The organism is Flavobacterium branchiicola (assembly GCF_018383905.1).
GTDB lineage: Bacteria > Bacteroidota > Bacteroidia > Flavobacteriales > Flavobacteriaceae > Flavobacterium > Flavobacterium branchiicola.
Genome location: NZ_JAGYWA010000004.1, coordinates 227,689 through 240,959 on the forward strand (window position 1 = coordinate 227,689; position 13,271 = coordinate 240,959).

Genomic DNA, 13,271 nt, shown 5'->3' on the forward strand with positions numbered 1-13,271 from the left:
ATAAGAAAATTTGTAATGAAATAAACCTTTAGCTTGTTTTTAGAAATACCAAACCCGATAGGTTTTATATCGTCCTGAAGTTTCGGGATCGGGACTGACGGGTTTATTGTTCTAATAAAACTCTAATGAATTAATTAAATGGAGCATATTAATCTGTAGAAAATATTTTTTGTTTAGTTAGACTATATCAACGATACTATTTAATATTCCGTAGGAATATCTCATCGGTAGAAAAAATTAATGTTGTTTTGTATAATGTCTTCTAGGGACATTTGTTTTTTGGATAATATATTTACCACCATTAATCAAACGTTCCTATGGAACGTATTACCGGAATTCAAATTTGGTTCTACCGATGAGACATTCCTACGGAATGAGTAGCTTTTAAAAAGACAAACCCGAGAGGTTTTATTCCGAAGTCTTGGGATAGAACCTCTTGGGGTTATTTTTCTAATAAAACTCTACTGAATTAAATAGAGCATATTAATCTGTAGAAAATATTTTTTGTTTAGTTAGACCATATCAATGGCACTATTTAATATTCCATAGGAATATCTCATCGGTAGAAAAAAATAATGTTGTTTTGTATAATGTCCTGTAGGGACATTTGTTTTTTTTGATAATATATTTACCACCATTAATCAAGCGTTCCTATGGAACGTATTACCGGAATTCAAATTTGATTCTACCGATGAGACATTCCTACGGAATGAGTTGTTTTTAAAAACAAACAAACCCGACAGGTTTTTAAAACCTGTCGGGTTTATTGTGTTTTCAACTTGAAACTTGGAACCTGAAACAATTTTTTAATGTGGCAATTTATCTTTAATAAGACCATAAAACCATGTTCCGGCAATTGCACTTAATAAAGTCACAACAATTACAGTTGCACCAGTACCTATCTGAGCGAAAAGCGGACCCGGACAAGCTCCAGTGATTGCCCATCCAAAACCAAATAATAATCCGCCGTAGATTTGCCCTTTGTTGAATGTTTTCGGCTGAATTTCAATTTTTTCTCCATCAAGAGTTTTAATATTGAATTTTTTTATCAATTGCACAGATATTAATCCAACAGCAACTGCACTTCCGATTACGCCATACATAAAGAAAGATTCTAAGTTGAACATTTCCTGAATACGGAACCAGCTTATGATTTCGGCTTTTACGAATACAATTCCGAAAAAGATACCAACCAATAGATATTTTAGATTTCCTAATGCGTTTTCTTTTTTCTCGCTTGCGTTGATTCCTTCGCCGTCGATATTTTTATTTTCTAAACTCATTTTTTTAATTTTAAAGTGAAAGAATATAAGGTAAAATCAAAAGTGCCATAACAAAACCACCAATCATAAAACAGATTGTAGCTACCAATGATGGCCATTGTAAATTTGATAATCCCATAATTGCATGTCCGCTTGTGCATCCTCCGGCATAACGTGTACCGAAACCTACCAAAAATCCGCCTACGACAATCATAATAAACCCGCGAAGCGTTAGTAAACTTTCCCAAGAAAATAATTGCGCAGGAACTAAACCGGTATGATCTGTAATTCCGTAAGAAGCTAATTTCTCTGATAATTCCGGAGTAATTACAACCGCATTTGGATTAGATAGAAAATGAGCAGCAATGACTCCGCCCAGAAATATTCCGAACACGAAGAATAAATTCCAGCTTTCTTTTTTCCAGTCGTATTTAAAAAATGAAATATTTGCCGGAATACAAGCTGCACATATATGGCGCAATGACGAACTAATCCCGAAAGATTTATTTCCGATAATTAATAAAATTGGAACAGTTAATCCAATCAACGGGCCTGCAATATACCAAGGCCATGGTTCTTTGATGATTTCTAATATACTCATAATTAATATTAAGTGTTTTTGTTTTTAACCATTAAGGCATTAAGTTAATTAAGTGTTTGCGCTTAATGAAACTTTAAAAGAAGGTTAAGAAAAATTAAGCATTTCAACTTTATGAACTTAATGCCTCAATGGTAAAAATTAATTTTATGCTTTCAAGACCTTACTTTGACAAACGAAATCTGATTTTGGAACATTCGTTTTTGAAATCGCTCCAAAACCGCCTTCCACTTCAGAGAAGTTTCTAAAACCTCTCGCTTGCAAAATAGAAGCTGCAATCATACTTCTGTAACCTCCTGCGCAATGCAAATAAAAATGCTCATTTGGGTCAATGTCTTTTACCCAGTCATTAATATAAGCCAAAGGTTTGCTGTAAGCATCTTCAATATGTTCTGCCTCGTATTCTGTTTCTTTACGAATATCGATAATTTTATCTTCTTTGATCTTTACCTCGTTTGCAAATTGCTCTGCAGTAATTCTATTTACAGAATCAGTTTCAAAACCTGCTTTTTGCCATGCTTCAAAACCACCTTCAAGATGACCAATTATAGTATCAAAACCAACACGACTTAAACGTGTTACGGTTTCTTCTTCAAGACCATTTTCGGTAACCAATATAATAGGTTGTTTTACATTAGCAATTAAAGTTCCAACCCACGGAGCAAAATCACCATTAATTCCAATGTTGATAGACTGCGGAATAAATCCTTTACTAAAATCAGCCGCACTTCTTGTATCAAGAATTAAAGCTCCGGTTTCTTCGGCAACAGCTTCAAAATCTTCTGCTTTTATTGCTTTCATTCCGTTGTTTAAAACAGTTTCAAAACTTTCATAACCTTGTTTATTCATCGCTACATTCATGCTGAAGTAGGCTGGAGGAGGCAATAAACCATCGGTAACTTCCTTAATGAATTCTTCTTCGGTCATATTAGCGCGCAAAGCATAATTTGTTGCTTTTTGATTCCCAATAGTCGAAACAGTTTCTTTACTCATGTTTTTTCCGCAGGCGCTTCCGGCACCGTGCGCAGGATAAACAATTACATCATCAGCCAGCGTCATGATTTTATCTCTTAACGAATGAAATAAAATTCCCGCCAATTGATCCTGTGTCATTCCAGCAGCTTTTTGCGCTAAATCAGGACGACCAACATCACCGATAAATAAAGTATCTCCAGAGAAAATCGCATGATCTTTTCCGTTTTCATCAATTAGCAAAAAAGTAGTGCTTTCCATTGTGTGTCCCGGAGTATGCAAAACTTTTATAGTAACTTTTCCTAGTTTAAATTCCTGACCATCTTTTGCAGAAACACAGTCAAATTCGCAAGTAGCATTTGGTCCGTAAACAATTGGAGCTCCCGTTTCTTTGCTTAAATCAACGTGTCCTGAAACAAAATCGGCGTGGAAATGCGTTTCAAAAATGTATTTCAGCTTTACTCCGTCACGCTCTAAACGATCCAGATAAGGCTGAATTTCTCTAAGCGGATCTATAATGGCCGCTTCGCCATCTGAAGTAATATAATAAGCACCTTGCGCTAAACATCCGGTGTAAATTTGTTCTATTTTCATGATATGAAATCTAAAATATTTGGAATACAAATGTAACGCTGTTTTTTAAAAAACTAGGTGACTAATGTTACAGAAATTGGGTTTTTGTGTAAAAAAATATAGTTTAACCATATAAGTTGTATAAGTTCATTTTAGATCGGAATCTACTCTTAAATTTGCTTTAATTTTAAGCGATATACTAAACTCCAGCTTATAATTACTTATATCACTTATATGGTAGAAAAAAATCTTTGTAATTTTACATTTTTCCAAAAATCACCATCATGAACACACAAGATTTATTAGATCAGATTACTTTTATAAAAGAAATTGATAAAGTAAAATACATTCAGCGCAAGACAAAATTATTCAATAGCGACCGCTGCGAAAATGACGCAGAACACAGTTGGCATTTGGCTTTAATGGCAATTGTTCTGGCAGAACATTCAAATGAGCCGATTGATGTTTTAAAAGTCGTAAAAATGGTTTTGATTCATGATATTGTGGAGATCGATGCCGGAGACGTTTTTATTTACGATACGGTAAAAAATCATTCCAATACAGATGCAGAAAGATTAGCTGCAAATAGAATTTTTGGTTTATTGCCGAAAAACCAATCAGAAGAATTAATTGCGATTTGGGAAGAATTTGAAGCCGGAGAAACCAACGAAGCCAAATTTGCAAAATCTATGGATCGTTTAGAACCTTTGCTTCAAAATACATCTAACAACGGTGGAACATGGAAAGAATTTGATGTACCATATGATAAAGTCTACGAAAAGAAAAGTGTAATTAAAGAAGGTTCAACTTCAATATGGAATTATGCTGAAGGATTAATTAATGAAAGTGTTGAAAAAGGGATTTTGAAGAAATAATTTTTCTTAAACATAATCTTACGTTTAAACCCGACAGCTTTTAAAACCTATCGGGTTTATTATTGCACAAACAATCTTGTCAATTTCGACGAAGATTTAACCCCAGTATAACATAGCCCAAGGTTTCAACCTTGGGTACACAACGGATCTCATTCTACGCGTCCCCAAGGTTGAAACCTTGAGCAATATTCAAATACGATGAAAGTTTCAAACTGTACGCAAAGTATAAAATTATAAGTGTAATCAATACCCTTTAAATTGTTGAAAAGTTTAGTAAATATTGGGATATAAACTTTTCGTTAAGGGCATGAGTTCGGGTTTTAATGGGTAAATTTGTGGAACTTCATAATTACCAAAATACCACTTATGGAAGAAATGCTCTTTTACGACCGAATGCAATTTGCCTTCACTATTACTTTTCATTATCTTTTTCCGCAACTTACAATGGGTCTTTCGCTGATCATTGTTTACTTCAAATGGAAATACTTAAAAACTAAAGAAGAACAATACAATCACGCCACCCATTTTTGGATGAAAATCTTTGCCCTCAATTTTGCAATGGGCGTTGTAACCGGAATCCCAATGGAATTTCAGTTTGGAACCAACTGGGCGAAATTCTCCGAATTAACCGGAGGAATTATCGGTCAGACTTTGGCTATGGAAGGAATGTTTTCTTTCTTTCTCGAATCTTCATTTCTTGGAATATTTTTGTTTGGAGAAAAACTCCTCGGCCACAAATGGCATTTTGTAACCGGACTTTTAATTTGTATTGGTTCCTGGGCCAGCGGATTTTTAATCATTGCCACACATTCCTGGATGCAGAATCCTGTAGGTTATGAAATTCTCGAAAATGGTAGATTTGTACTGAATAATTTTCAGGCATTATTCTTAAATCCTTGGCTTTGGCCTTCATATTTACATAATCAGGCCGCTTCTATGGTAACGAGTTCTTTTGTTGTTGCCGGAATTGGCGCTTTTTATATTTTAAGCAAAAAGAATGTTTCTTTCGGAAAATTGTTCCTGAAAACCGGAGTGATTTTCGGATTGATTTCGAGTATAATCGTTGCAGTTCCTACGGGAGATTTACTGGCTAAAAATGTAGTGAAATACCAACCCGTAACTTTTGCCGGAATGGAAGGAATTTTTCATACCGAGAAAAAAGGTTCTGAAATTGTTTTAATTGGTCAGCCCGATGTAAAAGACAAAAAGCTGGACAATAAAATCGCGGTTCCTAATATTCTGAGTTTCCTGACTTACGGAAACTGGGATCAGGAAATAAAAGGTTTAGACCAGTTTGAAGAAGATTTGCATCCAACTAATATCTCCGGTTTGTATTACGCTTATCATATTATGGTAGGATTAGGGACAGTTTTTATAGGTTTAATGATGCTTTCTCTTTTTCAATTAGTAAGAGGGAAATTATTTGAAACCAAATGGATTTTATGGTCATTAATGTTTATGATGCCATTTCCGTACATTGCTAATACAACAGGCTGGTATACGGCAGAATTAGGAAGACAACCTTGGTTGGTTTATAATTTATTACGAACCGCTTCGGGCGCTTCGCCTACGGTTTCTTCAGGAAATACCTTGTTTACATTGCTTGGTTTTATTGGTTTGTACCTTTTACTCGGAATGTTGTTTTTGCTTTTAATTGGAAAAATTATCAATAAAGGACCGCAGCATGTGGAACTTTCAACAGAAAAAATATAAGTATGGAATTTTTTTGGTACATCGTTTTAATGGGAATTCTGGCCGTTTATCTGGTTTTAGACGGTTATGATTTTGGTGCAGGAATTATTCATTTATTTTTTGCCGATACTGAAAGAGATAAAAAAGTAATCACAAATTCAATTGGGCCGTTTTGGGATGCCAATGAAGTTTGGTTAATCGCAGCCGGAGGAGTTCTGTTTTTTGCATTTCCAACTTTATATGCTTCGTCTTTCAGCGGATTTTATTTGCCTTTGATTATGATTTTATGGCTTTTGATTTTCCGTGCGATTGGTCTGGAAATGCGCGGACAAATTCATAACGAAATGTGGGAAACTATTTGGGATAAAGCCTTTGGAATTGCAAGTTTGCTTCTGGCTTTATTTTTCGGAATTGCTTTAGGAAATATTGTTCGTGGTGTAAATCTCGGAATGGTGCAAAACGGAGTTTCGACTCAGGAAGCGCATTTTTTCTTTTTGCCTTTATGGAATCCAACTTTTAGTCCGCAGGCAGATGAGTTGGGAATTATCGATTGGTTTACACTTTTCTTAGGGATTGTGAGTGTTGTTGCCTTAACAATTCACGGTGCAAACTGGATTATTTATAAAACCAATTCTTCTTTGAATCCGAAGCTTAAAAATGTGGTTTTTAAACTGAATATCGTTTTAGCGCTTTTGGTTTGTATTTCGTTGCAAATCTGGCATTTTATAGAACCGAAACCGTTTCATAATTTTATCGAAAACCCTATTCTTTGGTTTTTTCCGTTGATGACTTTTGTTGGAATTGCGGGATTATTTAAAGTACGATCTTTTAAAAGAGACGGTCACGGATTTATATTTTCGACCTTGTTTTTAGTTGGCGGATTTGCCTCGACAGCGGTTTCGATTTTTCCAAATGTTTTGCCATCAACCAATAAAGTAAATCCGTCATTGACAATTTATAATACTGCTGCGCACGAATACGGATTAAATGCAGGTTTGAGCTGGTTTTTTATCGCTTTGTTTCTTGTGATTATTTATTTTATTATTCAATATCGCGTTTTTAGCGGTAAAATGGATGATATTGGGTATGGGGAACATTGATTTTTTTGTTAGCCACGACTTGAGCGATAGCGAACAGGCGAAGCAATTCACGAATTGAAATTTTGATTTGAATTATGAAATTGGGTTTTTGCCACGAATTGCACTAATTTTCACGAATTAAATTTAGAATATTTATTTAAAATCAATTGCCTCCAGTTTTAACTGGAGGTTTTTTGTTTAATGTGGATTGGGCTTTAGCCAAACTTTATAATTTTGGCTAAAGCCTTTTTTTGTATAGATTTGTTAATCTCCAGCTAAAGCTGGAGGCAATTCATAAATCCCAATATGAAAACAGATAAATCAATTAAAAATATTGTTTGTGCAGCTATTTACAGAAAAGTAATGAATCCTGAAGAATGGCTTTATTCTTCTGTTCATGTTGGGAACATATCAATTGAATTTGAACTTGAAGAAAATGAGCTTCCTATTTTTCAAGTTAATAGTTCAAATGCAAAAACACTTATTACAACTCGTCAAATAATTGAAAAAAGAGATAAAAAAGAAATAATTTCGGTATCATTTGAAGATATTGATAATCTTATTTATGGTGATTTTAAAGGGAAGGTAAATAACCCAGAATTGTCTGTTTTTAGAATAATTGATGTTTATGGTAAGGCATTTGATTTTCAAATGGAAACGGGAAAGGCTTCAATTGGATTTATTAATGTTGTAAATACAATATTAAAATTGAAATCTATAATAACGAAAAGGTCTTTTGATTCTATTTTGCGTTAGGGATAGAAGCGGTATCTCCCGATTTAGAAAAACAAGGCTTTTTAGCCGTAGTTTTTGTTAATTGGGAATTTAGCGGATAGCCCGGCCGAAGGAAACGCCCAAAGAAATAAACTTGTTTAGTCAATATATAGCAGATTTTAGTTTTAGAGTATTAATTGTGCGAAAAATTGTATTTTTGTTTTGAATGCAAATCTTCTGAAAATTGTATTATAACAAGATGGACTTGTATTTTACCAAAACAGAAATTTTTAAAGAATTTTAAATATCTTTGAATAATGAGCACGATAGCAAAACCAAAACATATAGGAAGAAACATAAGCCGAATTAGAGAGCTTAAAGGAATTAAGCAGGAAGCATTGGCGTTTGAAATTGGCATTAGTCAACAGACTGTTTCAAATATTGAAGCGAGTGAAAAAGTGGATCACGAAAGACTTTTAGATATTGCAAAAGCACTTGGCGTTACTGTAGAAGCAATTGAAAATTTTTCGGAAGAATCTGTTTTCAATTTCTTTAATAACTTTTACGACAATAGTGTTAGTCATAGTAATGGTCAGGGAGCATCTGGACCTATTTTTACTTTTAATCCTTTGGATAAAATGGTCGAACTTTACGAACGTTTGGTTCAGGCTGAAAAAGATTTAGTTCAGGCAGAAAAAGAAAAGGTAGAATATCTGGAAAAATTATTGAAAAAATAAAACCAGAGAAATATAAAATACAAATCCGTTTATTCCCAAAAATAAACGGATTTTTTAGTTTCTATACTTTTCCAAAACTTAAACCAAAATTGCAAGAAAGTTTAGTTTTACACAAAAAATAACACAATCATTGTCATTTCGACGAAGGAGAAATCACATTCGGGATTCGACAAAGATTGGTGATTTTGATTGCGGAGTTTCTAGTGTGATTTCTCCTTCGTCGAAATGACAAAAATGCGAAAATCAACTTTAAACTGAAGCTTTTATCAAAGTCATTTTAAGTCTTGGTTTTGAAAAAGATTCTACAAGTGTGAAACTAAAATCAAAAAAAAAATTAGAAAAATCGGCTTAAATCTGCCTAAATCTGCAAAATCAGCGTGAAAAAAACTGACCTAAAATAAAACCTCTTTCGCAATTATATAAAATCCCATTACGAGAACAAACCAACCGAAAAGCGGTTTTAGTTTTGCGCCGTCGATTTTTTTAGAAAACTGGCTTCCTACTATCATTCCTAAAAGTGCCATTCCGGAAACGCTTAGTAAAAACGGATAATCAATTGGAGTTCCTATATACAAATCGCCTGCAAAACCTATTGATGAGTTTATGGTTATAATTAGTAAGGAAGTTCCAACGGCTTGTTTCATTGGTAATTTGGCGAAAAACAGAAGCGCGGGAATAATTAAAAATCCACCGCCAGCGCCCAGAAATCCCGTTATAATCCCCACAATAAATCCTATAAATCCTAATTGAATATAATTGGTTTCGGTACTTTTTACTTCGGGTTGGTTTTTTCTGATCATAGATATTGCAGCTGTTATCATCAAAATCGAAAATACGATCATGATCAGGAAATCTTTTGAAACGGTATAGGATGCAACAGAAAATAGGGTAGAAGCAATTTGTGGAAATATAACTTCGCGGATAATCAGAATCGAAATCACAGACGGAATCGCAAAATACAATGCCGATTTTAGTTTTAGATTTCCCATTTTGTAATGGCTGTAACTTCCGGAAAGTGCCGTTAGTCCGACAATAAATAAAGAGTAAGAAGTTGCCTGCTCCGGATTTACTTTGAATAAATACACTAATATAGGAATAGTAAGTATAGAACCGCCACCGCCAATGAGCCCAAGTGAAATCCCGATTATGATTGAAGCAAAATAGCCTATATATTCCATTGCATTTATTTTGATGCAAAGTTGCTTCGTTAATTAGAAATTTACAGTAACATTTATCACAGAAGTAGAAAGAAAATTTAAACACATAGAAACATAGATTTTTTGCCAAGATAAAGATTATGGAAGAAACTAGTTTCCACACATAGCTATGTCTATGTGCATTGATGAAAGTGAAACGCCTTTTATTGAACCAGAATAACTATGTATCTATGTGTTGAAATTGATTGCAGACGGATTCTACGGATGGAACGGGTTTATACGGATTTTTTATCTCTTATTTTGTAAGTTGTGAATGTCAGGCTGAGCGAAGTCGAAGCCCGCAAAGCATTTCGACTTCGCTCAATGTGACAAACAATAATGAATTAAAAAAAAAACAGCGAAAACCTGTTTAATCCTTAAAATCCGTGGCCGATTAAACTTTTAGTAATTTTTATCTCTTGTTGTATAAAGTTGCCAATGTCAGGCTGAGCGAAGTCGAAGCCCTGCAAAGTATTTCGACTTCACTTAATGTGACAAACGATAATGAATTAAAAAAACCAGCGTAAACCCGTTTAACCCGTAAAATCCGTGGCCTATTAAACGTTTAATAATTCAATCTGGTTTCGGTTAAGTTTAACCAAACCTCTTTGTTCCATTTTTTTAAGTAAACGGGAAACGACTTCTCGCGATGTGTTTAATTCGGTTGCGATTTCCTGATGCGAAAGATTAACTTCAGAACAGCCACAGGCATCTGAATGTCTTTTTAGGTAAAACTCCAAACGCTCATCCATAGAACGAAAAGCGATATTATCAACCACTTCGAGAACTTCTTCAAAACGGCTTCGGTAGGTTTCAATTACAAATTCGTACCACGATCTGTGTTCCATCATCCATTTGTCCATCAATTGTAGTGGAATCATCATAACGGTAACATCTTCAACTACTTTTGCCATAATTTGGCTTTTCTCACTTTTTGCGGTGCAAATCATCGAGATAGCGCAGGCTTGTCCGGGTTGTAAATAATACATTAAAAATTCGCCGCCATCTTCGCCTTCACGGTAAATCTTGATTTTTCCTTTGGTAATTAAAACGGTGTTTTTAATGTATTGTCCGGTACGCATTAAAATCGTTCCGGCTTCAAAATTTTGTAAGCTTCCGTTTTCCTCAATTGTAGCAATAAGGTCGCTGGAGAAATTAGGAAAGATATCTTTTAGTTGCATTATGTTGCTTTTTTTTGCCACGAATTGCGCAAATTTGCACTAATTCATTCGTGAGAATTCGTGAAATTCGTGGCGAATATTTTTATCAAAATCGAATTAAAAATTATAATAATTTGTAAAGATAATAGTTTGAAATGGTATAAATTGTCAGGAAAGTATATTTAAGATGGATTTAAGGCAAATGAAAAAATCCTATTTTCTATCGATTTTGTAGAGTGAATTTTTAAAAATAGTGAGTAAATTTGTAATTCACTGATTATAATAATTTCTCTAAAACGTTTTCTGAGAATAATAATCGAAATCGCATTTGGTACGTTTTTCATAGGTAGAAACGTCGTAATTTTACAAAAACACATTTATTATGAATTTATCACAAGAGGATTGGGTTAATCAATTAGCTGCTGACGAGAATGCAGTTATTCTAGACGTAAGAACTGAAGACGAATTTAATGATGGCTATATTGAAAATGCTATAAACATTGATATCAATAAAGGTCAGGGTTTTATTTATGAAATTGAAGAATTAGATAAAAATAAAAACTACTATGTGTATTGTCGCTCTGGAGCCAGAAGTGCAAAAGCTTGCCAGGTTATGAATGAGTTAGGTATAAATAATGCCTACAATTTACTTGGAGGTATACTAGACTGGGAAGGCGATACCATACAACCATAAAATAGAAGAAAGAGGCACAAAAAGCCTCTTTTTTCATTATAATGCTATTAATAACCAAACATAAATTACCAGATTATGAGTTTAATACCCGAAGAATATCAGATTAAAAACCTGATAAATCAAGATACTTATCTTGTAAATGGAGAATTAAAACATTGGACAGGACAAACCACACCTGTGTTTTCAACTATTTCTTCTACAGAAAAATATACGCCAACTTTATTGGGATCTATTCCTTTTATGGCAGAAAAAGAAGCGGCAGAAGTTGTTGAAGCTGCCAATGCTGCTTATAATAAAGGGCAGGGTTTATGGCCAACTATGAAAGTGGCAGACCGCATTAAGTGCATGGAGAATTTCGTGAAACAAATGAAAGAGACCCGTGAGGAAGTGGTTAAATATTTAATGTGGGAAATTGGAAAATCTCTGGGCGACTCACAAAAAGAATTTGACCGTACAGTTGAATATATTTACGATACTATTGCCAGTTATAAGGAATTAAACGGACGTAGTTCGCACTTTGAAAAAGTACAAGGTGTAAACGCGATGATTCGTCGTGGACCTCTTGGTGTTGTATTGTGCCTTGGGCCATATAATTATCCTTTAAACGAAACTTTTTCATTACTGATTCCGGCTTTGATTATGGGAAATACCGTGATTTTTAAACCGGCTAAACATGGAGTTTTATGTATTTCGCCATTGTTGGAAGCCTTTAGAAGCAGTTTTCCAAAAGGCGTTATCAATATTGTTTACGGTAGAGGACGCGAAGTAGCTTCGCCTATTATGAAGTCAGGAAAAATTGATGTTTTGGCATTAATCGGAAACAGTAAATCGGCAATTGCTTTACAAGATCAGCATCCTAACAAAAACAGATTGCGTTTGATTCTTGGTTTAGAAGCTAAAAATCCTGCGATTATTCTACCCGATGCCGATTTAGATTTGGCAATTCAGGAATGTATTACAGGTACATTATCTTTTAACGGACAACGTTGTACAGCATTAAAAGTATTATATGTTCATGAATCTATAGCAGATGAATTTAACAGAAGATTTTCTGAAAAAGTAGATTCTTTGCCTTTCGGAAATCCATGGGAAAAAGGAGTGGCTTTAACTCCGCTTCCAGAGACCGATAAACCACATTATATTCAGGGATTAATTGATGATGCAACAAGTAAAGGGGCTAAAATCCTGAATGAAAAAGGAGGAAAGCATTCTGATAATTATATTTTTCCGGCAGTTTTATATCCGGTAAACAGCAAAATGCGCGTGTATCACGAAGAGCAGTTTGGTCCTGTAGTTCCAATTATTTCTTTTAAAGATATTCAGGAACCATTAGAAGATATGGCTGAATCTAATTATGGTCAACAAGTAAGTTTGTTCGGGAAAGACATCAAAACTTTGGCACCGCTTATCGATGCTTTGGTAAATCTGGTATGTCGCGTAAACCTCAACAGTTCTTGCCAGCGTGGTCCGGATGCATTCCCGTTTACAGGTCGTAAAGATTCTGCTGTAGGAACTTTAAGTATCCCGGATGCATTGCGTTCTTTTTCAATTCGTACGTTCGTAGCCTCAAAAGATATCGCTTACAATAATGAAATTCTGCAGGAATTGCTAAACAGCAAAGAATCAAATTTCATTAATACCGATTATATTTTGTAGTTATAAAGGTTATATATTAATTGTAGATACCGTCTTTTTCTTCTTAGAAATGGACGGTTTTTT

At 34.3% G+C, this 13,271-nt stretch carries 12 protein-coding genes; 7 read left to right on the forward strand and 5 right to left on the reverse strand.

Annotated elements, in window-relative coordinates:
* Positions 1-806: 806 nt before the first annotated feature.
* From KHA98_RS11075 to KHA98_RS11085, 3 genes are all read right to left on the reverse strand, one after another.
* On the reverse strand, positions 807-1,283 hold the full coding sequence (locus KHA98_RS11075) for a DUF6691 family protein (RefSeq protein WP_213257993.1): 477 nt from the start codon (positions 1,281-1,283) through the stop codon (positions 807-809).
* Positions 1,284-1,293: 10 nt separating this feature from the next.
* Positions 1,294-1,857, reverse strand: a complete 564-nt coding sequence (locus KHA98_RS11080) for a YeeE/YedE family protein (protein WP_213258389.1) — start codon at positions 1,855-1,857, stop codon at positions 1,294-1,296.
* 150 nt (positions 1,858-2,007) lie between these two features.
* Positions 2,008-3,426, reverse strand: coding sequence for an MBL fold metallo-hydrolase (locus KHA98_RS11085; RefSeq protein ID WP_213257994.1), 1,419 nt, complete (start codon positions 3,424-3,426; stop codon positions 2,008-2,010).
* Between the two features lie 263 nt (positions 3,427-3,689).
* Here KHA98_RS11085 and KHA98_RS11090 point away from each other — a divergent pair, with 263 nt between their 5' ends.
* From KHA98_RS11090 to KHA98_RS11110, 5 genes are all read left to right on the forward strand, one after another.
* Positions 3,690-4,280, forward strand: a complete 591-nt coding sequence (locus tag KHA98_RS11090) for an HD domain-containing protein (protein WP_213257995.1) — start codon at positions 3,690-3,692, stop codon at positions 4,278-4,280.
* 366 nt (positions 4,281-4,646) lie between these two features.
* Positions 4,647-5,993: a cytochrome ubiquinol oxidase subunit I gene (locus tag KHA98_RS11095; protein ID WP_213257996.1), complete on the forward strand. Its 1,347-nt coding sequence runs from the start codon at positions 4,647-4,649 to the stop codon at positions 5,991-5,993.
* A gap of 2 nt (positions 5,994-5,995) precedes the next feature.
* Positions 5,996-7,072 carry a cytochrome d ubiquinol oxidase subunit II gene (gene cydB, locus KHA98_RS11100; protein WP_213257997.1) on the forward strand — a complete coding sequence of 359 codons (1,077 nt, stop codon included), beginning with the start codon at positions 5,996-5,998 and terminating at the stop codon, positions 7,070-7,072.
* A 285-nt stretch (positions 7,073-7,357) separates the two neighbouring features.
* A complete protein-coding gene (locus KHA98_RS11105) occupies positions 7,358-7,807 on the forward strand; it encodes a hypothetical protein (protein ID WP_213257998.1) in 450 nt (149 codons plus the stop codon).
* 275 nt (positions 7,808-8,082) lie between these two features.
* Positions 8,083-8,502 carry a helix-turn-helix domain-containing protein gene (locus KHA98_RS11110; protein WP_213257999.1) on the forward strand — a complete coding sequence of 140 codons (420 nt, stop codon included), beginning with the start codon at positions 8,083-8,085 and terminating at the stop codon, positions 8,500-8,502.
* Positions 8,503-8,894: 392 nt separating this feature from the next.
* Here the strand turns inward: KHA98_RS11110 and KHA98_RS11115 are convergent, their stop codons facing one another.
* Together KHA98_RS11115 and KHA98_RS11120 are read right to left on the reverse strand one after the other, a co-directional pair.
* Entirely contained in the window at positions 8,895-9,680 is a 786-nt protein-coding gene (locus KHA98_RS11115; RefSeq protein ID WP_213258000.1) for a sulfite exporter TauE/SafE family protein, read from the reverse strand.
* A gap of 575 nt (positions 9,681-10,255) precedes the next feature.
* Positions 10,256-10,879 carry a Crp/Fnr family transcriptional regulator gene (locus KHA98_RS11120; RefSeq protein WP_213258001.1) on the reverse strand — a complete coding sequence of 208 codons (624 nt, stop codon included), beginning with the start codon at positions 10,877-10,879 and terminating at the stop codon, positions 10,256-10,258.
* A 361-nt stretch (positions 10,880-11,240) separates the two neighbouring features.
* Here KHA98_RS11120 and KHA98_RS11125 point away from each other — a divergent pair, with 361 nt between their 5' ends.
* Together KHA98_RS11125 and KHA98_RS11130 are read left to right on the forward strand one after the other, a co-directional pair.
* Positions 11,241-11,552, forward strand: a complete 312-nt coding sequence (locus tag KHA98_RS11125) for a rhodanese-like domain-containing protein (RefSeq protein ID WP_213258002.1) — start codon at positions 11,241-11,243, stop codon at positions 11,550-11,552.
* Between the two features lie 75 nt (positions 11,553-11,627).
* Complete coding sequence (locus KHA98_RS11130; RefSeq protein ID WP_213258003.1) at positions 11,628-13,208, forward strand: NADP-dependent glyceraldehyde-3-phosphate dehydrogenase; 1,581 nt, start codon at positions 11,628-11,630, stop codon at positions 13,206-13,208.
* The last annotated feature ends 63 nt before the right edge of the window (positions 13,209-13,271 follow it).

What these genes read in the sequence shown, in the direction of transcription:
- KHA98_RS11110 (WP_213257999.1), top strand. Translation starts at nt 8,083, where the DNA reads ATGAGCACGATAGCAAAACCAAAACATATAGGAAGAAACATAAGCCGA.
- KHA98_RS11095 (WP_213257996.1), top strand. Translation starts at nt 4,647, where the DNA reads ATGGAAGAAATGCTCTTTTACGACCGAATGCAATTTGCCTTCACTATT.
- KHA98_RS11105 (WP_213257998.1), top strand. Translation starts at nt 7,358, where the DNA reads ATGAAAACAGATAAATCAATTAAAAATATTGTTTGTGCAGCTATTTAC.
- KHA98_RS11115 (WP_213258000.1), bottom strand. Translation starts at nt 9,680, where the DNA reads ATGGAATATATAGGCTATTTTGCTTCAATCATAATCGGGATTTCACTT.
- KHA98_RS11130 (WP_213258003.1), top strand. Translation starts at nt 11,628, where the DNA reads ATGAGTTTAATACCCGAAGAATATCAGATTAAAAACCTGATAAATCAA.
- cydB (WP_213257997.1), top strand. Translation starts at nt 5,996, where the DNA reads ATGGAATTTTTTTGGTACATCGTTTTAATGGGAATTCTGGCCGTTTAT.
- KHA98_RS11125 (WP_213258002.1), top strand. Translation starts at nt 11,241, where the DNA reads ATGAATTTATCACAAGAGGATTGGGTTAATCAATTAGCTGCTGACGAG.
- KHA98_RS11085 (WP_213257994.1), bottom strand. Translation starts at nt 3,426, where the DNA reads ATGAAAATAGAACAAATTTACACCGGATGTTTAGCGCAAGGTGCTTAT.
- KHA98_RS11090 (WP_213257995.1), top strand. Translation starts at nt 3,690, where the DNA reads ATGAACACACAAGATTTATTAGATCAGATTACTTTTATAAAAGAAATT.
- KHA98_RS11075 (WP_213257993.1), bottom strand. Translation starts at nt 1,283, where the DNA reads ATGAGTTTAGAAAATAAAAATATCGACGGCGAAGGAATCAACGCAAGC.
- KHA98_RS11120 (WP_213258001.1), bottom strand. Translation starts at nt 10,879, where the DNA reads ATGCAACTAAAAGATATCTTTCCTAATTTCTCCAGCGACCTTATTGCT.